The organism is Enterococcus sp. HMSC072F02 (assembly GCF_001837725.1).
In the GTDB taxonomy this organism is placed as follows: Bacteria; Bacillota; Bacilli; order Lactobacillales; family Enterococcaceae; genus Enterococcus_B; species Enterococcus_B lactis.
This window is the reverse complement of record NZ_KV833899.1, coordinates 1-23,088: the sequence shown is the minus strand read 5'-3', so window position 1 is coordinate 23,088 and position 23,088 is coordinate 1. Positions and strand designations below refer to the sequence as shown.

The 23,088-nt window shown below is 38.7% G+C and carries 15 protein-coding genes, 1 tRNA gene and 3 pseudogenes; 14 read left to right on the top strand and 5 right to left on the bottom strand.

The window, feature by feature from the left end; all coding sequences use genetic code 11:
- Nucleotides 1-102 precede the first annotated feature (102 nt).
- The 9 genes and pseudogenes from HMPREF2731_RS02055 to HMPREF2731_RS02015 form a co-directional block, all read left to right on the top strand.
- Entirely contained in the window at nt 103-1,695 is a 1,593-nt protein-coding gene (locus HMPREF2731_RS02055; RefSeq protein WP_070872227.1) for a type I restriction-modification system subunit M, read from the top strand.
- On the top strand, nt 1,688-2,938 hold the full coding sequence (locus HMPREF2731_RS02050; RefSeq protein WP_070872225.1) for a restriction endonuclease subunit S: 1,251 nt from the start codon (nt 1,688-1,690) through the stop codon (nt 2,936-2,938). Before HMPREF2731_RS02055 ends, HMPREF2731_RS02050 begins: the two co-directional genes overlap by 8 nt.
- Nucleotides 2,939-2,950: 12 nt before the next feature.
- On the top strand, nt 2,951-6,100 hold the full coding sequence (locus HMPREF2731_RS02045) for a type I restriction endonuclease subunit R (RefSeq protein WP_070872223.1): 3,150 nt from the start codon (nt 2,951-2,953) through the stop codon (nt 6,098-6,100).
- 114 nt (nt 6,101-6,214) lie between these two features.
- Complete coding sequence (locus HMPREF2731_RS02040; RefSeq protein ID WP_070872221.1) at nt 6,215-7,987, top strand: McrB family protein; 1,773 nt, start codon at nt 6,215-6,217, stop codon at nt 7,985-7,987.
- Nucleotides 7,962-9,254 carry a 5-methylcytosine restriction system specificity protein McrC gene (locus HMPREF2731_RS02035; protein ID WP_070872219.1) on the top strand — a complete coding sequence of 431 codons (1,293 nt, stop codon included), beginning with the start codon at nt 7,962-7,964 and terminating at the stop codon, nt 9,252-9,254. The genes HMPREF2731_RS02040 and HMPREF2731_RS02035 overlap by 26 nt, the downstream gene beginning before the upstream one ends.
- A gap of 545 nt (nt 9,255-9,799) precedes the next feature.
- Nucleotides 9,800-11,065 carry a serine/threonine transporter SstT gene (gene sstT / locus HMPREF2731_RS02030; protein WP_070872217.1) on the top strand — a complete coding sequence of 422 codons (1,266 nt, stop codon included), beginning with the start codon at nt 9,800-9,802 and terminating at the stop codon, nt 11,063-11,065.
- Between the two features lie 538 nt (nt 11,066-11,603).
- Nucleotides 11,604-12,068 carry a PTS sugar transporter subunit IIA gene (locus HMPREF2731_RS02025; RefSeq protein WP_024636420.1) on the top strand — a complete coding sequence of 155 codons (465 nt, stop codon included), beginning with the start codon at nt 11,604-11,606 and terminating at the stop codon, nt 12,066-12,068.
- Complete coding sequence (locus HMPREF2731_RS02020; protein ID WP_002307675.1) at nt 12,061-12,357, top strand: PTS sugar transporter subunit IIB; 297 nt, start codon at nt 12,061-12,063, stop codon at nt 12,355-12,357. The genes HMPREF2731_RS02025 and HMPREF2731_RS02020 overlap by 8 nt, the downstream gene beginning before the upstream one ends.
- Before the next feature lie 19 nt (nt 12,358-12,376).
- Nucleotides 12,377-12,997: pseudogene (locus HMPREF2731_RS02015) on the top strand (PTS transporter subunit IIC); the annotation flags it as partial.
- Here HMPREF2731_RS02015 and HMPREF2731_RS02010 read toward each other — a convergent pair.
- Nucleotides 12,991-13,851 (bottom strand): annotated as a pseudogene (locus HMPREF2731_RS02010) (MATE family efflux transporter); the annotation flags it as partial. The pseudogenes HMPREF2731_RS02015 and HMPREF2731_RS02010 overlap by 7 nt on opposite strands.
- Before the next feature lie 281 nt (nt 13,852-14,132).
- Between HMPREF2731_RS02010 and HMPREF2731_RS02005 the strand changes: the two are divergent.
- The 4 genes from HMPREF2731_RS02005 to HMPREF2731_RS01990 all read left to right on the top strand — a co-directional run bounded on the left by HMPREF2731_RS02005 (nt 14,133) and on the right by HMPREF2731_RS01990 (nt 17,128).
- Nucleotides 14,133-14,801, top strand: coding sequence for a 2,3-bisphosphoglycerate-dependent phosphoglycerate mutase (locus HMPREF2731_RS02005; RefSeq protein WP_024636421.1), 669 nt, complete (start codon nt 14,133-14,135; stop codon nt 14,799-14,801).
- A 102-nt stretch (nt 14,802-14,903) separates the two neighbouring features.
- Nucleotides 14,904-15,170, top strand: coding sequence for an ACT domain-containing protein (locus HMPREF2731_RS02000; protein WP_024636422.1), 267 nt, complete (start codon nt 14,904-14,906; stop codon nt 15,168-15,170).
- Nucleotides 15,171-15,184: 14 nt separating this feature from the next.
- Complete coding sequence (locus tag HMPREF2731_RS01995; RefSeq protein WP_070872215.1) at nt 15,185-16,528, top strand: PFL family protein; 1,344 nt, start codon at nt 15,185-15,187, stop codon at nt 16,526-16,528.
- Between the two features lie 18 nt (nt 16,529-16,546).
- Nucleotides 16,547-17,128: an HAD hydrolase-like protein gene (locus tag HMPREF2731_RS01990; protein WP_002331293.1), complete on the top strand. Its 582-nt coding sequence runs from the start codon at nt 16,547-16,549 to the stop codon at nt 17,126-17,128.
- Nucleotides 17,129-17,444: 316 nt separating this feature from the next.
- Here the strand turns inward: HMPREF2731_RS01990 and HMPREF2731_RS01985 are convergent, their stop codons facing one another.
- On the bottom strand, nt 17,445-17,894 hold the full coding sequence (locus tag HMPREF2731_RS01985; protein WP_002331389.1) for a DIP1984 family protein: 450 nt from the start codon (nt 17,892-17,894) through the stop codon (nt 17,445-17,447).
- A gap of 490 nt (nt 17,895-18,384) precedes the next feature.
- Here HMPREF2731_RS01985 and HMPREF2731_RS01980 point away from each other — a divergent pair, with 490 nt between their 5' ends.
- The gene (locus HMPREF2731_RS01980) at nt 18,385-20,010 is read left to right on the top strand and encodes a peptide ABC transporter substrate-binding protein (protein ID WP_002336223.1); all 1,626 of its coding nucleotides are present in this window, start codon (nt 18,385-18,387) and stop codon (nt 20,008-20,010) included.
- A 71-nt stretch (nt 20,011-20,081) separates the two neighbouring features.
- On the opposite strand, the pseudogene HMPREF2731_RS14035 reads toward HMPREF2731_RS01980, so the two are convergent.
- The 3 genes and pseudogenes from HMPREF2731_RS14035 to HMPREF2731_RS01960 form a co-directional block, all read right to left on the bottom strand.
- A pseudogene (locus HMPREF2731_RS14035) lies at nt 20,082-21,367 on the bottom strand (cytochrome P450).
- Between the two features lie 115 nt (nt 21,368-21,482).
- A tRNA-Leu gene (locus HMPREF2731_RS01965) sits at nt 21,483-21,564 on the bottom strand.
- A 342-nt stretch (nt 21,565-21,906) separates the two neighbouring features.
- Nucleotides 21,907-22,800 carry a KPN_02809 family neutral zinc metallopeptidase gene (locus HMPREF2731_RS01960; RefSeq protein ID WP_002316719.1) on the bottom strand — a complete coding sequence of 298 codons (894 nt, stop codon included), beginning with the start codon at nt 22,798-22,800 and terminating at the stop codon, nt 21,907-21,909.
- Nucleotides 22,801-23,088: the final 288 nt, after the last annotated feature.

Here is a 23,088-nt window from a genome sequence, read left to right as displayed (position 1 = left end):
TATTTTTCTAACTTAATTTTACAATTCGCGTTTTCTAAAAGGGAGTATGCTAAAATAAGAGGGTATATAGCAACTTTAAATAAGAGATAGGAGTGTATCTTTTTGGGTGCAGAATTAAATCAGAAGTTATTTAGTGCGGCAGATAATCTCCGTAGCAAAATGGATGCGTCAGAATATAAAAATTATTTATTGGGGCTGATTTTCTATAAATATTTATCCGACCGTTTGCTGGAACAAGTGGTTCTTTTAGCAGATGAATCCTTAGAGGAATATGATACGGTAAGCAAACAAACGATGTTGTATCGTGAATTACTTTCAGATGAAGAATCAAAAGAAGACCTGATTGCCACAATCGTTGATATTTTGGGGTATGCGATTGCACCAGAGTATCTTTTCAACGTCTTAGCGGATCAAGCAAAACAAGCAACGTTCCAATTGAACGATCTAAACAAAGCCTTTGTGCAATTGGCATCTACCTACAATCAATTTAATGGGTTATTTGATGATGTGGATCTCCAATCAAAAAAACTAGGAACAGATGAGCAACAACGAAACGTGACGATTACCGAAGTCATTAAGAAATTGAATGACGTGGAAGTTTTAGGTCACGATGGGGACGTGATCGGGGATGCGTATGAATTTCTGATCAGTCAATTTGCTTCAGAAGCAGGGAAGAAAGCCGGAGAATTTTACACGCCTCATATGGTTTCTGATATGATGGCACAAATTGTGACGTTGGGCCAAAAAGAACGTCGGTTCTTTAGTGTTTTTGATCCAACGATGGGTTCAGGTTCATTGATGTTAAACGTACGTAACTACTTAACTCACCAAGATAACGTTAAATATCATGGGCAAGAATTAAATACAACGACATACAATCTAGCAAAAATGAACTTGATTTTACATGGTGTCGACACCGAAGAAATGAATCTCCGCAATGGGGATACGTTGAATAAGGACTGGCCAACAGATGAACCTTACACATTTGATGCAGTAGTGATGAATCCACCTTATTCGGCTAACTGGTCAGCAGATACGACTTTCTTAGATGATTCTCGGTTTAATCGTTATGGGAAATTAGCGCCAAAATCCAAAGCAGATTTTGCGTTTCTTCTTCATGGGTTCTATCATTTGAAGGAAACAGGGACCATGGCCATCGTCTTACCACACGGAGTTTTATTCCGTGGCGCTGCAGAAGGGGTCATCCGTCAAAAATTACTAGAAGATGGCAGTATTTATGCTGTGATCGGTATGCCTGCGAACTTGTTCTTTGGTACATCGATTCCAACGACGGTGATTGTGTTGAAGAAGAATCGTCAAACTCGAGATGTATTATTCATTGATGCTAGTCGTGAATTTGTTAAAGGGAAAAATCAAAATAAACTATCGGAAGAAAACATTCAAAAAATCCTCGAAACCTACGCTGAAAGAAAAGATGTCGAGAAATACGCTCATTTGGCAACATTTGATGAAATCAAAGAAAATGACTATAACTTAAATATCCCACGCTATGTAGATACTTTCGAAGAAGAAGAACCAATTGATATGGTTCATGTCGGAAATGACATCAAGAAGATACGACAAGAACAGCAAGTGCTAGAAAAAGAACTTTTAGAAGCTATCTCTTCCCTGCAAACAACACCTGAAAATGAAGCGTGGTTACAAGGTGCGCTGGAGGTGTTTAAGCATGAGTAATGATACACAACCAGAAATTCGTTTCCCAGGATTTACGGAAGCTTGGAAACAGCGTAAGTTGGGGGAAGTATCTAAGATAGGTGACATTGACCATCGAATGCCACCATCAGTAGATGATGGTATCCCATATCTTATGACTGGAGACTTCATTGAGGAAAATGAATTAAATTTTGAAAATACAAAGTTAGTCAGTGAAGATGATTATCTTCAACTTTCAAAAAAAATAAGGCCTGAATATGGAGATATTTTATTTGCTCGATACGCATCTGTGGGTGCCGTTCGCTATGTATCAACACATAGAAAGTTTTTAATTTCATATTCGTGCGCGATCATAAAACCTTTTTCGGATATTGATGGACAATTTCTATATCCAACATTGAAAACACAAAAGATGCAACAGAAAATCGAATTTGAAATTAATCCGAATTCTCAAAAGAATATTGGCATTGACTCGTTGAAAAAATTACCGCTATTTATCCCTAAAATGGATGAACAACAAAAAATCGGCACCTTCTTCAAACAACTAGATGACACTATCGCTCTTCATCAACGTAAGTTAGATTTGCTGAAGGAAACGAAAAAAGGATTCTTACAAAAAATGTTCCCTAAAAACGGAGAAAAAGTGCCAGAAGTTCGTTTTCCAGGATTTACGGAAGATTGGGAACAGCGTAAGTTAAATGATTTTATCTCTGGTGATATTTCTGATGGAGACTGGATTGAGAAAGAACATATTAAGGACGAAGGCAAATATAGAATTATTCAAACAGGAAACATCGGAAATGGTGTCTATATAGATAAAGAAAAAAGTGCTAAATATATGGACCAAAATAGTTTTGATATATTGAAAGCTAATGAAATTTTTCCTGGTGATTTATTAGTATCTCGCTTAGCAGAACCCGCTGGCAGAACGGTAATTCTTCCGAATATAGAAGACAGAATGGTCACGGCTGTAGATGTAACTATCCTGAGACAAAATGAAAATTTTGATGCTTATTTCTTATTATCACAAATGAACACTTCTAAAATATTGAATAAAGTATCTAAGAATGTCAGTGGAACTTCTCATAAAAGAATTAGTAGAAAAAATTTAGAAAAGGTAACTATTGATTCAACGTCAATAGAAGAACAAAATAAAATCGGCGCTTTTTTCAAACAACTCGACGACACTATCGCTCTTCATCAACGTAAGTTGGATTTACTAAAAGAAACGAAAAAAGGCTTCTTACAAAAGATGTTTGTCTAGGAGGGAAGAAGAATGAAAATTAGTCACCGTGAGGAAGCGGAAGTCGAAGAACAGTTGATTCGTGTACTGGGGGAAGGACATAATCAGTGGACGTATCGTCCCGATCTAAAATCAGAAGAAGACCTTTGGGTAAATTTACGTCAAAAAATCATCTCAAATAATCAAGCAGAACTGAATGATTTTCCTTTGACCGATAAAGAATTTGAAACGATCAAAACGGAATTATTGCTACGAACGAAAACCCCCTTTGATGCTGCGAAATGGTTAAAAGGTGAAAATGGAATGGCTCGGATCACGATTGAACGGGAAGATCCGCAATTGGGTTCTGTCTCGCTCATTCTTTATTCCAATCAAGACATTGGTGGAGGAATCTCTACTTATGAAGTGGTCCATCAAATTGCAAAACGTGGAAGTAACATAGAAGCACGGGATCGACGTTTTGATGTTACCTTATTAATCAATGGATTACCGATTGTCCAAATCGAGTTGAAACAAGTAACCGCAAAAGATGGCGTCTATCAGGCGTTTAACCAAATCAAAAAGTATGCAGAAGAAGGCATGTTTCGGAACAATATCTTTTCGACCTTGCAGTTGTTTGTGGTTTCCAATGAACAAACGACCCGGTATTTTGCAAATGCCTTACCGAAAGACTTGCACCCTAAGTTTTTATTTAGTTGGCGAACGAAAGACAATGAAAAAGTAGAAAACTTATATGAGTTTTGTAAACAAGTGCTAAATATCCCGGATGCCCATCGCTTGATTGCGGATTATACGATTGTCAGCGAAGATCAAGACAACAAAACCCTCATGGTGTTACATCCTTATCAAGTTCATGCGATTCAAGCCTTGTTTATTGCTGCAAATAAACATCAATCAGGGTATGTGTGGCATGCGACAGGTTCAGGAAAGACGTTGACTAGTTTTGTATCTACTAAGCTTTTAGCACGAAAATCGGGGATCGATCGAACGATCATGTTAGTGGACCGCAAAGATTTAGATAATCAAACCACCACAGAGTTTACGAAATTTGCTTCGGAATTTAATACTGGGATTTCTTCTGGGAACGCCAAAGCAAATAGCTTGATCGTTGGAACAGGAAGTGCCAAAGAGTTAAGTGAAACTCTGTTGGCAGATGCCAATGCGAATGTTGTGATTATTACAACCCGTCAAAAGCTAGATGCGGCGTTGAAATATGCAAAGAAACAAGAGGAGAAAAAAGGAACCAGTCGCTTCCAAAAATTAATGGGGCAACATATCGTGTTTATAGTCGATGAGTGTCATCGAGCGTTAAGTGCTGAAAATATGGAAGAAATCAAAAAAATGTTTCCGAAATCCACTTGGTTTGGCTTTACAGGCACACCGATTTTCCCTGAGAATCGGAAACAAGCCAAAGGACAATTGGCACGTACGACCCATGATCAGTATGGAGAGGTCTTGCACACCTATACCATCAAGAATGCGCTAGAAGATGGCTCTGTCTTAGGATTTCAAGTAGAGCATGAAAACACCGTGGAGCCGACTTCATTAGAGAATAAAATCTATCGGAAATTAAAAGAAGTAGAAACATATGCAGAGTATTCATCGGAACAAATCAATCGTATGATCGATCAAATGGAGCCTGTCAAAAAAGAAAGTTATTTGGACTCTGCTGTTTTTGAAGCAGATGAACATATCCAAAAAGTCATTCATAAAATGTTCCGTCCAGATAATGCCTATACAAAATTTGATTTTCGAAATGGCCGTCCAACGAAATCTGCAATCTTAACCACGAGTTCCATTGACATGGCCAAAAAGTATTATCGGGCCATCAAAGAGATGACGAAAGAGCCTGGTTGGTTAACAAAAGAGTTTCCTAATAAGCCCATTCGTGAAGGAAGAACGATGGAGGATCCTGATTTTCCACGAATCGCTATTACCTATTCATTAGAAGAAAATAACCAAGATTCAAGTGCCCAACAAGAAGAAATGCAAAAAATTATTGAGGAATATAATCAGTATTTTGATACTGCCTGGTCATTAGCCGACATTGAACGTTATAACGGAGACATCAATAATCGTTTGGCACGAAAAAGAGCGGAATTCAAACAATTTGGTAAACAAATCGATTTAGTAATTGTAGTGGATCGTCTATTAACAGGTTTTGACGCCCCTACGATTCAAACCCTATTTGTGGATCGTAATCTAGAGTATGCAGGATTGATCCAAGCTTTTTCACGTACGAATCGTACGTATCCTGATAAGAAAAAAGGATTGATTGTGACGTTTCGTAAGCCAGCCACAATGGAGAAGAATGTCGAGGATGCGACAAAACTGTATTCAGAAGCTAAAGAAGAATCGGGATTGATTTATCCAAGTTACCAAGAATCCAAAAAAAGATTCAAGCAAGCATATCGTAAGTTAAAAGAGGTTTCATCCATGGAATCCATTGATGAACATACGCCTCTTGAAACTCGTATCGAATATGTCAAAGCATTCCAAGAATTGAATCGTGCGTATGAATCGTTAGTGACTTATGATGATTACAATGATGACATGGTGCAATCTCCAACTTTGAACAATCAAATTCAACTTTTGGAAGAACAAATTGGCGTGTACGAGACCGTGAAGGGTTCATTAATAGAGGAAGAACCAGAAAAAGAAGGAGAAGATTTTTCAACGATCGAATTTTATAGTGAAAATACCACGAAGTTGTATGATATTGATTCAACTTATATTGATCAATTACTAGGAACTTATGCTGCGAATAGTTCAGATGCACGAGAAGAAATTGAAAAAGCTTTGGCTAAATTGAATAAAACAGAAGGAGTCAAAGAAGTTTACCGACAAATTTTAAATGCATTTGATGTGGGGACTTTAGATGGTAATGAAGATATCTTTGTCATTAAACGTCGCTATTTTACACAAGCAAGTGATGATTTGATTCATGCCTTTTCCAATGAGTGGTTTGTTTCTGAGAAAGAATTACATGCTTCTAATCTGCAATATCTACCAGGTGAAGATCCAATTCCTAATATGAAAGTAATTATCAACAGTAAGGATTACGAAGGATATAAAGCCAAACATCCAGAAGCCAAGCCATTTAAATACCCACAAGAAATGAAGCGAGCCTGGCGTAAAATGTTAGATGATGAGTTGATTCCACTTGAGAATGAATTGAGGTAAACGAGAAAATTGAAGAAATTGTATGATAAACATGTTAATAAATGATGCTCGAAATAAAATTTGGTTTTATTTTTACATTGATACGGTAAATAGAATTTGAAAGTAGAAGAAAATATGAACAACAATGAAACAAAAAAAACATATGAACTAAGAATAACTGCTGATGAGATTAAATCAACAGACCCAACATTTACTATGAAGAATCTAAGCTTAGGGGATAATTATCAACCAAAAGATGCTTACTTCCGTACGGCAGAAGGCGAAATAACTAGAAGAAACTACGGTAAAAATGAACGGAAAATTTCAAATCAAACATTACCGCGATTAGCTATTCAAATGTTTGAACGATCGATTGTTTCTCTACCAGAAAGCGAAAGAGCAACATTTCCTGTGTGTCGATATCACTCAGGAGATGAGATAATACGAGGGATTTTTCCAGATGTTGACAGTTTCAAAAAAAAAAGGAAGTCCATTGAATTTTTGATTTATAAATATAATGAAGACAAGCAGATAGTCATCTATTGTTGGAGTATTTTTTCAACTTTATTATTTGTACAAGAATGTTTGAAACGTTTTGGAACATCTGGGGATGAATTTATTCTTGTCTATAAAGGGAAAGAGAAAAAGGAAATACGAGTAGGAGAGACTCAGACTATGACCAATCATTTGCTGAAATCATATGTTTCACATTTACTCAAATCTAAAAACCTTATTCTACGTGGCGCTCCTGGAACAGGGAAAACATTCCTTGCAAATGAAATGGCAGCTGATGTCGTTTCAAATGGAAGAACTACACAAATCAATGAATTGAGCGAAGATGAAAAGAGCCGAATTGGATTTGTCCAGTTTCATCCTAGCTATGATTATACTGATTTTGTCGAAGGTTTACGTCCAACTACATCCGATGATGGCGTTGTTAGTTTCACCTTGAAAGATGGAAGCTTTAAGAGCTTTGTTGAAAAAGCAAAGAAGACAAAGAAAGTAAATGGACAAGATAATTTTGAAGAAGCTTGGGCTAAATTTTTTGATGCGGTAACGGAAGCTAGTATAGAGGGAGAAGGCTACAACAAACTTAAAACATTGACAGGTAAACCAGTACGCAATCTTCTAGCTTATGAAAGAAATGAAATTCAAGGTGTTTATCCTGCTAAAACCAATACTTATCTAAACCACGACCAAATTTATAATGTCTATCGTGGATTAACTGGTACGCCAAAAGGTGGATTTGATGCTTATCGAAAAGCGATTGTAAAACACTTAAAAGAAGAATTCGGCTTAAAAAACTATACGGCATCAACGGTAGATTCTACGAATAACCAAAACTATGTGTTTATCATTGATGAAATTAATCGGGGCGAAATTTCCAAAATTTTTGGCGAATTATTTTTCTCAATTGATCCAGGGTATCGCGGGCATAAAGAAGGTGTTTATACACAATATGCGAACCTCCATGAAAATCCAGAAGAAAAATTCTATATTCCTAATAATGTTTATATTATTGGGACGATGAACGACATTGACCGTTCTGTTGATACTTTTGATTTTGCTATGCGCCGGCGATTTACTTTCTTAGAAATAAAGGCAGAAGATTCAGCACAAAATATGCTGACTCAAGAGAAAACAAAAGAACTTATGACGCGTTTAAATGAGGCGATCGTTGCCAAAGAAAAAGGTGGATTGTCAACTGATTACCAAATTGGTGCTAGTTACTTTTTAAGTATCGATAATGGTGAGGAGACAATGGAACAATTATGGGATACTAAGTTATATCCATTATTGAAAGACTATTTTCGTGGTGAACATAAGGCGAAAGAAAAATTAGAAATACTAGAAAAGGTATACTCTAATGACGGTGATTTAGATGAAGCTGAAACCTCTACACGATAATCAAGAAATCAATGACTCAGTTGTGCAACATCCAATCATTACGAACTTAGTTAATCGTGACTTAAGTAGTTTAGAGAAAGAAAATTTTATTATCTTTCCGCAACAGTTAAATCAATCCAAGGATCTAAGTGAAGATAACTTGATACTTCAATCAAGAAATGGAAAAATTTGGACTTGTAATGTCGTAGGTATCCTTAGCGATTCAACAGATGAATTAAGAATTCATTCTAGATTCGCTAATCAAATGAAGCATGAAGATTTCTTTTTACGTTATATGCTTCAGCGTGTTTTGAATTACAACGTGATTAATGATCATTTTAGTGCATCTAAAAAGATGACATACTACGATTTGTTGGTATTTCTCTTTCCTTATTATATGAATGAAGCAATGCGTAAAGGGATATACAAAGAATATGTCAAACGAGAATACAATAATGCCAATATCAAGGGAGCTGTTGATGTTGCAAAACACATCCGTTCGAATGTTCCTTTCGTTGGAAAAGTTGCTTATCGAACACGAGAGTTTAACTATAATAATCACCTAACCCAGCTTATTCGTCATACTATTGAAAAAATCCAAAATGAGTACGATTTCTTACTTAGTGGAGATGAGGATACGAAAGAAAACGTGGCTCTAATCAAACAAACAACACCTGGTTATGCTAGATTAAATCAATTTAATATCCTTCAAGAGAATATCCTTCATCCAGTCAAACATAGTTATTACGAGGAGTATTCGGCTCTTCAACAAATCTGCATCCAAATTTTATCGGAAGAAAAATCAGGATTTGGAAGTGATAAAAATCAAATACATGGAATCATTATCGATGTGTCTTGGCTATGGGAAGAATACATTGGGAAAGTCACTGGTTGGAAACATTATGGCAGAGATAAAGGGTTAGCAACAATGCATTTATTTCAAGAGCCCAACCGGTTCCCACGATATCCAGATTTTACATTTAATAATATACCAATTGATACAAAATACAAAAAACATCTTGATACTAGAAATGACTATAATCAGTTAGTCACATATATTCATATAATGAATTTAGACCAAGCAGATACAATGAAAGGCGGCTTTCTGCAACCTACTTCCGATCCCCTTCCTGCAAATCATGGGTATAAAAAAATAGGCATATTAAGCGGGCTAGGAGGAGAAATATTCACATATCATTTTTTCATTCCGCAAGCTGCGTCAAGTTATTTGGAATTTGTAGAACAGATGAGAGAGGTAGAAGCAGCACTACAAACTACTTTTCAATAAGTAGGAATTATAGAAATTTTACTCAAAAAATCTTCATTCAACAATCTGACTAAATAAGTTGAGAAAACAGAATATACTTCAATATCCAGTGATTTATAAATATCATTCACTCATGATACCCAGCTCCGTATCATAAATGAGGATTTTTTTGACAGTACAATGTTATTGTAATGAGAGATGAGTAATAATGAAATAACACAAAATTAAAAATGCCCTTTGTACCCGTAGTGTTTCAGTAACAGAAAAAATCATTCAAAAAATGGATTTATTGAAAGTCTACAAGAACAAGACTACTGATGAATTCCGCCTAGAATCTAACCTATTCTTTATTTCAAATCAATAAATCATCATTTCGTTAATTTTTTCCCCACGAACGTGGGACAAAAGTAAGAAACACTTTTGACTCATTCTTTAAAAAAGAATAAACGGTGGGAGCAGAAGCAACTCCTTCTTATTTCTCGGATTTAAACGCTTCTGTCCGATCCTCTTTAATAGTTTGGATTTTTAGAAAGTTTATCTTTTATTTCTATTTTAGAGATGTTAAAATGATGGTTAAACTATATAGGGGTGATTATTTGTTAGATAAGTTTTTGGATATGTCTTTAGTTCAACGAATTAGTTGCGGTATCATAGTTGGTATTATAGTTGGTATTTTTTTACCCTCATGGACGTTTATCACCATATTGGGGACTGTATTTGTCAGTTGCTTAAAAGCCATTGCTCCTCTCTTGGTATTTTTTCTGACGGCAGCTTCGATTGCAAAACATAAAGTTGGGAATGAAACCTATGTCAAACCTATTTTATTTTTATACTTAGGTGGAACGTTCCTCTCTGCGTTAGTTGCAGTAGTCGTTAGTTCGATTTTTACGATCCCAATCACTTTGCAAGAACAGGTCTCTGAAAAGGCGCCACAAAATATCGGCAGTGTCTTATCTACGATGTTGACTAACGTGACACAAAACCCGATCCAAGCAATCATTGAATCAAATTATTTAGGCGTTTTGTTCTGGGCCGTCTTGTTAGGGCTGGCTTTGCGTAGTCGTACGGAAACAACTAAAGAAGTCGTGGATCAAGTTTCTGTAGCCTTGTCACACGTAGTGCAGCTGATCATTGCGTTTGCACCGATCGGTATCCTAGGATTAGTTTATCAATCGATCTCAACGACAGGGTTGTCTGGCTTAGCAGAATATCTTCAACTAGTTCTGGTATTAGTAGGAACCATGTTATTTGTCGCTTTAGTTGTTTATCCGCTCCTGACTTTCTTATTTATCAAAGAAAATCCCTATCCATTGATTTTCTTTTGCTTAAAAGAAAGTGCGGTTCCCGCCTTCTTTACACGTAGTTCAGCAGCCAACATTCCTATCAATATGATGTTAGCCGAACGATTGAAATTAACGAAGGAATCCTATGCGATCTCGATTCCGTTGGGAGCGACCATCAATATGGGGGGCGCTGCTGTAACGATTACCGTGATGACATTGACGACGGTACAAACATTAGGGATCGAAGCGTCCTTTGCTTCAAAATTGATCCTTAGTCTGTTGGCAGCCATTGCTGCTTGTGGAGCTTCAGGCGTTGCGGGAGGTTCGTTGCTATTGATTCCTTTGGCTTGCAGCTTGTTTGGTATTTCGAATGAGATTGCGATGCAAGTTGTAGGGATAGGATTTATTATCGGTGTGATCCAAGATTCGGTAGAAACAGCTTTGAACTCTTCTAGTGATCTGTTATTCACAGCGATTGGGGAATTAAGCGCGCGGAAACATAACGGAGAAGCAATCTCCTTAAAAGATTCCTTAAGTGAATCAAACTGATTGCGAATGGGTGATCATTTTTCGATGATTGGTTTTCTGAAGTGATGATTGACCGAAAATAAAAAGCTTTTATCCTAACTTCAAGTATAGGATAAAGGTTTTTTTATTTTGAATTTATGTAGAATCAAAATGAGCGTGGGATAAAAGTAAGAAACACTTTTGTCTCATTCTTTAAAAATGAATAAACGGCGGGGGTAGAAGCAACTCCTTCTTAAATAAGCCGAAATTCACAAAAATTTGAAAAATAATTTTCGTGAATTTCGGCTTATTTCTCAGAGTGAAGCACTTCTGCCCCAGCCTTATTTTGGTTCGTTTTTTCTTTTATAGGGAAGAAAAAACGAACTGTTTTTTTTTGAGAGAAGGCTATTTTTTTATGTGTCAAACGCTCTTGGCACAGAAAATAAGAATAAATTCCCATTAGAGCACGCTTTTTGTTTTTTCACTATAAAAAAGTGAACCCAGTTTATATTGTCAAGTAAGGCGGAGGAACTTATAGTATAGACGTGCACAAGTAATAAATGAAATAGAGGCGAAATAAGTGTTAAGTAAAGTAATCAAAGATGAATATATTCAACTAGATGTTCAGGCAAATAACTTTGAAGAAGCAATAAGAAAAGCTTTGCAACCTTTCTTAGAAGCAGATGTAGTAACTGAAAAATATGTCGAAACAATTTTGAAGATTTACGAAGAGACCGGTCCATATATCGTTATTACTGAAAATATTGCTTTACCTCATGCAACGGTGGAAAGTGGAGCAAAAGATGTAGCTATTGGATTTATGCGATTGAAGACCCCAGTTACTTCAGGTCATCGCACCAATGATCCAGTTAAATATCTTTTTCCATTAAGCGCCAAGAATAACCAAGCGCATATTGAATTGCTATCAGAATTGGCAAATTTATTAGGAAATCCAGATTTTCTAAAATTTATCAAAGTCGTTTTATCTAGAGAAGAATTTAAAAACTATATTGAAAAAGCAGAAGGAGAGAATAAATATGAATAGTCATAAAGCTTTAGTAGCTTGCCGTGCAGGAGTAGGATCAAGTTTGATGCTAAAGATCAAAGTCAATGAAGTTGTTAAAGAAAATAACTTTCCGTTAGAAGTAGAACATTCATCTTTAGATGGTGTGCCAGGTTTTCAAGGAGATATGATCATTACTTTGCCTGATGTAGCGAATGAATTAATAGAAAAAAATTTACCACAGAAGATTGTTGGCATTGCGAATATTGTGGATAAGAATGAAATTAAGATAAAACTTGAAGAAGCATTTATTGAGTTAGAAAAACAGTAGTTAGAAAGGAAGGCTGAAAATGGATTTTATTATTAGCTTCTTAAGTACGCCCGCAGTACTATTAGGGCTTGTGGCTATGATAGGCTTATTAGCACAAAAAAAGTCTGGAACAGAAGTCTTGACTGGAACCTCTAAGACAATTATTGGCTTTTTGATCTTTAATGCAGGTGGCACGATCATGACAGGGGCTTTGCAGAACTTCAATACGTTGTTCCAAACCGGATTTCATATCAAGGGAGTTGTTGCTTCTCCTGAAGCAGCGACAGCATTAGCGCAGACAGAATTTGCGTTTGTTACGAGTAGTACGCTGATTTTGGGATTTATCATGAACTTAGTAATTGCTAGGATTACTCCTTTCAAAAATATCTTTTTTACGACTGGTCATAGTTTGTTCTTTGCGTGTGTGTTATCTTTGATTTTGAAAGCGCATAACTTCTCGGATGTAGCCGCAATTATCGTTGGTGGATTATTACTTGGCTTCTTCTCCGCAGTATTGCCTCAATTATGTCAGCCCTTCATGCGTAAGATTACAGGAAGTGATGCAACTGCTATTGGCCATTTTAATATGGTTGGCTATGCACTGTCTGGTTATATTGGCAAGCTATTTAGTAAATATAAAGACCGCACAACCGAAGACATCATTGGCTGAGTGGCAAATTGGTCGATCCTTCCCGCGGCAGCTTGAGCCGCTACGACATCTGTTCCCAAACTATTTAGAGCAGACTGCAATACCACCGCTCCAATAGCGATGATGGATGATTGGAAAGCCATAGGCAAGCCCGCATTCAAATGAGTGAAAATAGTGTCTTTATCTATTTTGAAATCACTTTTAGAGACTTGCAGCAACGGGATTTTCCGTTTGATATAGATGACACACATCAAACTTGCGGAAATTTGCGCGATAACTGTCGCATACCCAGCCCCAGCGATCCCCATGTGGAAATTGATAATAAACACCAAATCCAAAATCACATTGATGATCACAGCGAAAATCAAAAAGAACAAAGGTGTTCGGCTATCTCCTAGCGCTCGAATCATATTTGAAAGAAGATTGAACGCCATTGAGGCAAACATACCGCCTAAGATCACGGAGATAAATTCCTGTGCTTGTTGGATAATATCCGGCGGTGTCTGCATCAGCAATAATAACGGACGTAAAAATACTAAACTCAAAACAGTCAAAATAGCAGTTACTGTGAAACTAATTATAGTAGCAACAGCAAAACTTTTCTTTACACCGCGAAAATCCTGAGCGCCGAAACGTTGCGCCGTGATGATAGATAATCCAGCGGTCAAACCTTGAGCAAAACCAATGATCAAAAATGTGATACTTCCTGTCGCGCCGACTGCTGCCAATGCCTCTTTACCGATCGTTTGCCCAACAATGATCATATCTACCATATTATAGAACTGTTGGAAAATATTCCCCACGAGTAATGGAATGGTAAATAAAAAAATCAACTTTGCTGGGGTGCCTGTAGTTAGGTCTCTCATGATAACTCCTCAATTTTTTTCAGAATATTTGCAAATTACATATTACCATAGTTTAATAGAACCACAAATAGCTGATTTATACAAAAAATACAGCAAAAAAAGAGCAATTTGTTAATGCTTACAAAAAAGATGCTTGATAGCATAAACTCAGTTCTTTAGATTTTTTAAAATCAATTGGTACAGCTTTAAGAAAATTTTATGAAAAAGATGAAAAAGATGTCAACTGCAAATGACATTTCTCAAAGAAACTGGGATAATAAAGGAAGAGAGGTGGAAGACATATGGATGTAGTACTGATGCGGCACGGGGAAAGTGAAGCAAATTTTGAAAATTATTGGACGGGATGGCTGGATGTTTCTCTGACAGAAAAAGGACAGGAACAGGCTCGTAAGGCAGGGGAAAAAATCAAAAACGCGCAGATCGAGTTTGACGCTGCATTTACGTCAGTATTGAAGCGGGCATCATTGACTTGCCAGATTATCTTAGAAGAAAGCGATCAGTTACGGATACCGACATTTAAAACCTGGCGTCTGAACGAGCGGCATTATGGCGCTTTAGTAGGGAAAAATAAGGATGAAATGGCACGAGAATTCGGGGCAGATCAAGTCAAACGCTGGCGTCGAGATTATTATGAAATGCCTCCATTAGTAGAAGAAAACCATTTTGATCGCCGTTACGCACAATTGGCAGATCAAGACACTCCTCATGGAGAAAATCTGCAAATGACGGTCCAGCGGGTCGCGCCATTATGGCAAGACGAGATCGCGCCGCTGTTGGGTTCGGGTAAGAATGTTTTGATTACCGGACATGGCAACAGTCTGCGGGCACTGGTGAAATATTTGGAGGATGTACCGGAAGACCAAATGGATACCATTGATATTCCCAATGCGCAGCCGATCCACTACCGCTTTGATAAGAACTTGCAGATCGTCAATAAATCGATCCTCTAAAGACGAATATTGGCTGAAGGAAATAGCCCTTTGTTTCAGAATTTTTCATAAAACTATCATAAATTATGGTATACTATTGAAAAAAATGGAGGAATAAGAATAATGAAAGCTATTTTAACGGTGGTCGGGAAGGACAAGGTTGGGATCATTGCCGGTGTCAGCCAGAAGTTGGCAGAATTGAATATCAATATTCTAGATGTATCTCAAACGATCATGGAAGATTATTTTACCATGATGATGATGTTGCAAATGCAACCAGAGGCTGATTTAGAAGCGATCAAGCAAGCATTGAGTCAAGTTGAAAACACGTTGGGCGTCAAAATCAACATTCAAAATGAAGAGATCTTCAATGCGATGCATAAACTATAATTCGGAGGGAAATGATGGAAACAAAACAAATTCTTGAAACGATCCGGATGGTAGAAGAAGAAAATCTTGATATCCGGACGATCACAATGGGTATTTCATTGTTGGACTGTATCGATGCCAGCACAGAAAAGACTTGTCAAAATATCTATAATAAAATCACCAGCAAAGCGAAAAATCTTGTAAAAGTCGGTGACGAGATCGCCAGTGAATTTGGGATCCCCATCATCAACAAGCGGATCTCGGTAACGCCGATCGCAATCGTTGCTTCCGCAAGCGGCGGGCAAGACTGTGTTGCTTTTGCGCGAGTTTTGGACAAAGCCGCAAAAGTGGTGGGGATCAATTTTATCGGCGGGTATAGCGCATTAGTTGAAAAAGGCTATCAAGGAGCGGACCTGTCCTTGATCCAATCGATTCCGGAAGCCTTGGCAGAAACAGAATTTGTCTGTTCTTCTGTCAATATTGGTTCGACACGGGCAGGGATCAATATGGACGCTGTCAAATTGATGGGTGAAACCATCAAACAAACCGCCGAAGCTTCAGATATGGGCTGTGCGAAGTTGGTAGTCTTTGCGAATGCGGTGGAAGACAATCCTTTCATGGCGGGAGCATTCCACGGGGTCGGTGAAGCAGATTGCGAGATCAATGTCGGTGTCAGCGGACCGGGCGTAGTAAAACGCGCTCTGGAAAAGGTCAAAGGCGAATCTTTCGATGTGGTTGCTGAAACAGTTAAGAAGACGGCATTTAAAATCACGCGGATGGGACAATTAGTCGGTCAAATCGCTTCTGAGCGATTGCACGTACCCTTTGGTATTGTGGATCTGTCATTAGCTCCTACTCCGGCAGTTGGTGATAGTGTCGCGTTGATCTTGGAAGAAATGGGCTTGGAATCTGTCGGCACACACGGTACAACGGCCGCACTGGCTTTATTGAACGATGCTGTGAAAAAAGGCGGCGTGATGGCCTGCAACCATGTGGGAGGCTTATCAGGCGCATTCATTCCGGTTTCTGAAGATGCAGGTATGATCAAAGCCGTAGAAGGAGGCTATCTGAATCTGGAGAAATTAGAAGCGATGACCGCCATTTGTTCAGTGGGTCTGGACATGATCGCGATCCCAGGAGATACACCAGCGGAGACGATTGCGGCGATGATCGCTGATGAAGCTGCGATCGGTGTCATCAATCATAAAACAACGGCGGTGCGGATCATCCCCGCTAAAGATAAAAAAGTCGGCGATTCTGTCGAATTCGGCGGTTTGCTGGGGACTGCTCCAGTCATGCGGACGAATTCGGCGAAATCGACGGACTTTATCCAACGAGGCGGGCGGATCCCGGCACCAATCCATTCATTTAAAAATTAGGAAGATAGTGAGAAAATAATGTTTGATTCATATATATGGGATTTTGACGGGACGTTGTTCGATACGTATCCGATCATGCTTGACAGCATGATGAAAGCTTTAGAAGATCGGCAAGTAGTTGCTGATCCAAAAGCTGTTTATCGATTATTGAAAGAAAAATCTTCAAAAGCATTGACTGAAAAATATCATTTGGACTTTCGAGAATTCTCAGATGATTTCCATCAATACGAAACGCTTGATACACGCCAACCTGTCACATTTGATCATGTGTATGACACATTGACGCAATTGAAACAACAAGGATCTAAACATTATATCTTGACTCATCGTACGATCGCTTCGACTCGCAAATTGTTAGTAAAAGAAGGAATGTTAGAATTTTTTGAAGAAAACGCTAGGCGCCTGGCACTCATCTTCCTCCCTCCCTACAGCCCTCAGTTGAACCTAATGGAAGGCGTTTGGAAGTGGCTCAAGGAATCGGTCATCAACAATGTTTTTTTTGACCACGTCCAGAAAATCAAACAGTCGGTCCGCGGTTTCTTAGCCGATGTAAACGAGCGTCCCCTTGAGGTGATTGACCGACTGTGCGTGCGGATGTAAAGTATTTAATTCAACCTATATAGCTAAACGATCAAAGATTCCTTGATCTGGTTTCCTATGTTAGAAACGGATCAGGGGGTCTTTTGCTTTTGAAAGAGGTCTTGTTGAAAAAAAAACCTCTGTTTACCTTTTGAGTAACAAAAGATAAACAGAGGCACCCACCTTGTCAAACCAGCACGTGGTCGTTAATTGAAAAATATAAGTTGTACGCTTGTAACTGAACAGCAGTCATTAAACTGGTCCCTGCCAGACCCCATTGGTGTACATATAAGCCTGTACCTGCTTTGTGCTCGCTTTTGACTCCCACCCAGCTGTTTTATAAATCAACAAGCCAATTTGTTTGTTGAATCTGCCCGTCTAATTCACGTAAGGCTTTTGCGGTTTGATTCAAACGGTCGGTGATTTGCTTGGTATCGATCGTTCGGATCATACGAATCTCATTACGTCCCATCCGTGGAGCAACCTTGGCTGCTTCCAATGTTGCCGTTAGCATCGCATGCGAACGCCTTAAAGCTTCCCGTTTCTCTAATGCAGCAGCAATCGTTTCTTGTTCACCGATTTTGGCGACCGCATTTCGCTGATTGATTGCAATGACCAACTGGGCAAATTCTTGGTTTGTTGTTTCATAATCCAGCAGTAAGTCGTCGATGCTGCGGTCTAACGTATCGCCTTCTTGGATCACGGCACTACTGGCAATCTCTTCTCGTAACAGAGTGAGTTTGGATTCAAGATCTCTTCGTAGTAATAATGCTTCAGCAAGTTTCATTGATTTCATCCTTTCGAGCAAGGTTTCTTTTCTTTATCTTAGAAAAAAAACACTAAGCTGGCAAGTATTTGCCCTCCAAAAAGTCTCGAAGCCATTATTGAAAAGATTGAAAATTCTAAAAACTGTTTGACTTGAAAAACGAGGAATAGTGTACTTTTATCAATTCAGTAGAATATAGGACATCGATGAGAAGAGTAGCTTTGATGACTGTTTAAAGAGAACCCGGGTTGGTGAGAAAGGGGACAGAACGCTAAGTGAAGATGAGCTCAGAGTCTTTTAACTGGTTTACGCTGGTTAGACGGAACGCAGCCGTTATCCTGCCGAGTATGCATACGTACTGATGAGGTGTTATTTGTAAAAATGACACGAAAAAGGGTGGTAACACGAAGTCTTCGTCCCTTTGTTGATCAATGATGATCAGCAAAGGGACGAGGATTTTTTTATTTGATCAAGCTTGCAACTCGCAAGTGAAAAGGAAAGAGGAGAGTAAATGAAAAAGGGTTTGGTTGTTGTAGGAATTTTAAGTTTTTTGTTAGCAGGATGTAGCACGACTGGATCGTCCGCAAAGGAGACAGATCCAGAAGTTCAAGAGATTTCAGTCAGCTTACCGGCAGAGTTGACAACATTAGATACGACGCAAACAACGGATAAAGTTACGTTTACCGTTATCCAGCATCTTTTTGAAGGGTCGTATCGTTTTGATGAAAAGAGTCAGCCAGTTCCCGGTTTGGCGGAGGAAGCAGTCATCAGTGAAGATGGCAAGACATATACCTTTAAACTAAAGGAAGAAGCCAAATGGAGTGATGGGCAGCAAGTGCAAGCAGCAGATTTTGCTTATGCTTGGAAGAAACTGGTCGATCCTAAAACCATGGGGCCTAATGCGTATCTTTTAGACAATGTCGTCAACAGTCAAGATATTCGCGAAGGGAAAGCAGACATTGCGACGATTGGCTTAGAAACACCGGATGAAAAGACCTTTGTCGTCCATTTGGAACAGCCGCAACCTTCTTTTTTATCGGTGGTGTCGATTGGCTGGTTAGCGCCTCAAAGACAGTCTTATGTTGAAGAAAAAGGGACGGCATATGGGAAAACAAGTGAAGACTTGCTCTATACGGGACCTTTCATTCTGAAAGACTGGCAACAGACCGGTGCAGAATGGACGCTTGCCAAAAATCCTGAGTATTACGATCAAGCGGTAGTTAAGTTGGATAAAATCAAAGGTTCCACGATCAAAGAGGAGAATACTGGAATCCAGTTGTTTGAAAGCGGAGAGTTGGATCTGCAAAAAATCAGCGGACTCTATGTGCAACAGTACCAAAATAATGACTCCTTAGTCACTCAAAAGGATATTGCCAACTATTTTTTAGATTTTAATAAACAGGCAAATAAACCATTGTCAAATGTCCACCTTCGTAAAGCCATCGCTTTGGCGATTGACAAAGAGAGTCTCGTGAATGATGTGTTGAACGATGGAGCAAGCGTATTGAATGGCCTTATTCCCAGTGGGCTTTATGCCAATCCGAATACCAATGAAGATTTTCGCACTTATAGCGGGGACTACAATGAATACGATAGTAACAAAGCACAAGCAGAATGGAGTCAAGCACAATCAGCTATCGGTGACAAAATTGAACTGACTTTATTGGTAACAGATGATGATCACGGACAAAAAATCGGTGAATATCTGCAAAATCAGCTTCAAGATCATTTGCCTGGTTTGACGATTACAATCAATAAACAACCACGAACGAATTTGAATCAATCACGAGCAGATGGTCAATATGAGTTGTCGATTTCTGGTTGGATTGCTGGCAGCAGTGACTTGGACTCTTATTTCAATTTATATAAAAAAGGTTCTTCTTACAATTACGGTGGATATGTCAACGAGGACTATACGGCATTGACAGAAAACGCACGTACCGTGGATGCCAATGATCCAGATAAAGTATTTGAAGATTACAAATCAGCAGAATCAATTCTGTTAGCAGAAGATGCAGCTCAAGTTCCTCTATATCAGAGTGCATCAAATTATTTGATCAGGTCAACGATCAAAGATATCCAATTTCCCGCATACGGTGCCTATTTTTATTTCCGTACGGCATCTGTAGAGAAGTAAGCAAAAAACGCAGCCCTAAGCTTGCTTGGGCTGCGTTTTTGTGAGCTGCACTTAATAACAACGATCAGTAGTTACTCATTTTCTGTGGTCATTGCAGCTTCTTTAAATAAGAGAACTTTACTTTCTGGATAGGTTGGAAAGTGATTCATTGGAATCTTCCAATCTTGTTCAGGAACTTCAAACTGATAGTGGTTGACCAGTAAATCACTGAACACGCGCAACGTATGCAAGGTGATCCATTCACCAGCACAGCGGTGCATTTTGCGGAAATCACCGCCTCCTTGTGCGATCATTTCATATTCTTCCTCATAGGAAATGGCTTGTGTACGTCCGACAAAGCGATCCACTTTGAAGTCATCTGGCTGATCAAAGGTTCTCGGATCATGATTCGTACCATAAATATCTTGGACGACCCAGCTGTCCTTAGGGATCAGATAACCATCGACGACAACATCTTGCAAGCTAATGGCGGGCATCATTGGAAAGAAAGGATAAAAGCGGCGTAATTCTTGAATAAATGAATCCTGTAACTCCGAAAAGTTTTGTTTAAGTGCTTGGTAGATGGTCGTTGTACTAAAAAGGGCATGTCCCATCAAAGCGATCCAAACGGTTAAAGCAACCGTAGGGCGGATGATATTTAACAGATCGACGGCTGCAACTTCGATCGGCAGTAAATTACCTTCAAGATCAGTGGCAGTAGCGAAAGTATAAAGTGCTAATGATTCTTTGCCAGCAACAGGATGTTGATGAGCTTCTTCAATCAATCCTTGAGCCCATTTCTCAGATTTTTTACGATATTCGACGCCTCTTAAATGGGCGACAGGGGAGGTGACAGTCCCGCTGAACATAGCAACTTGATAAAATCAGCTAACTCACTGATCTCTAATTGAGACAGTGGTGCTAGATTGATTCCTGACCATTCACAAATCGTTTTGAATAGAACATTTTTTGTGAGTGAAAAAAGCTCAAAGGTACCGGATTGTTTATCCAGTTCATGAGAAAGGTTTCGTTCCAACAAATCATGGTAATCGGTCATTCTCTCAGGTGTCATCAAGTCCATAAAGTAGTTTTTCCGATGGTGATGTTGTTCCCCGTCTAAAATTTGAACCCCCTCTTCACCTAACAAGGTTGAACGGACGAGTTTAGGCATTGCTCCTTCACGTTTAAAGTTTCGTGGATCATAAAAAATTTTTGCTGCTTCTTTTCCATAAATGGCAATCACTTCTTAATTCAGAAATTTTGCTCTAACGACTGGGGCATTCACCTCAGACCGTAATTCTCCTAAGATTTCATAACCAGCATCAAAGAGTTCTTTGACCTCAGTTAATTTGATTTTCGCTGTTGGTACTTCTTTCATTGGATTTCCTCCTATCTTTTTCCTATTGATATACTTCTAGCTTAAGCTTTTTTCTTTATTTAGACAAAAGAAACACATAAAAAAGAGCAGATCATCCAAGATGATCTGCTCAAAATGCGGAAGATGGGAGTTGAACCCACACGAGATATACTCACACGCGCCTGAAGCGTGCGCGTCTGCCATTCCGCCACTTCCGCGCATAAATAACCTTAGCGCATTTTGAGAATTTTGGCAAGAAAAAAAATAAGTCTGTCAGCGGGGACTGACAGACAAGGAGTAAAAAATGAAAAAGTTGGGTTGTTTGTTGGGTTATTTATATAGTAACCGGAAAATATGAAAAAATTGTGATTAACCCTTAGCGTTTTAAAGAAAAAAACAGGCCAAAGGTTAAAAAAAACTAAAATAGCACCATGAAAAAAAAGGGCCTGCCAGCGGGGACTGGCAGGCAAGGAGTAAAATGAAAAAGTTAGGGTTTGTTGGTATGAATAAACTATACCGCCCAAATGTGAAAAAAGAGTGACTAAAAAGGAACGTTTTTGTTATGATCCGTAGACCAAATCAAGGTTTTTTTCATTGAAGGTGTCTCCATGCTCCAAATCACCATATTTGAACCCCCGGTTGAACCATTCAACTCGTTGTTTTGAAGTCCCATGAGTAAAACTATCTGGTACGACATATCCTTGGTATTCCTTTTGTAACGTATCATCACCGATGGCATTAGCAGCTGTGATAGCCTCTTCGATATCACCAGCTTCTAAAATCGGTTGGCCGTTATAAGTTTTTCCTTGTAGATACTTGGCAAATGTACCGGCTAAATAATCCGCTTGTAGTTCCAAACGAACACTATATTGATTGTATTCTTTTTCAGAAACCTGTTGGCGGATCTTATCGAGTTGCTGTGTAATACCAAGTTCGTTTTGTACGTGATGACCAACTTCATGAGCAATGACATAGGCCATAGCAAAATCTCCGCTGGCCCCATACTTTTGAGAAAGTTCTGTTGCAAAGCTGAGATCCAGATAAACATTTTGATCGGCAGGGCAATAAAAGGGACCAACTTGAGAAGTTGCATTCCCACAAGCCGATTGAACACTTCCTGTAAATAAAACCAGTTTAGGATCTTGATACGTAGTCTGTTCTGCTTCAAAAACACCATTCCAATAATCTTCCAAATGGCCGAAGACGACAGCGGAGAATTCTTTTTCCTCTGTATACTCGTCTGAAGCCACATTTTCTGTTTGATAATTAGCGGCTTGTCCGCCTCCCAAAATATCTGTGACGGAGTTTAAATCACCTCCACTGAATAGAAAAAAGAGGACTGCGATAACAATCGTACCGATACCACCGCCGGCCATTATTTTTCCTCCTGAACCTGCGGAACGACCAGAGCGGTCTTCCACATTGGAACTTTGTCTACCCCCACGCCATTTCATTTTGTTTCCTCCTCATTTGACTGTTTACATTTATTATAAGAGAAAACGAGGAAGATGAGAAAAGTTTGGCTTGCTTGAAGCGATTTTGCGGAACAAACGACCGATATTGCTATCAAGGGAAAGGGTGTGCACACCTTTTAATCATTTTTTAATCTAACAATTGGTCTTCATATTTGTTAAGGTATCACTAGAATAAAGGTAGAGGGTGAGCAAATGAAAAACAATTATTCTTTGATCGAAGACCGACGCATGCAAATTTTGGTTCTGTTGCAAAGTTTTCCAAAAAAT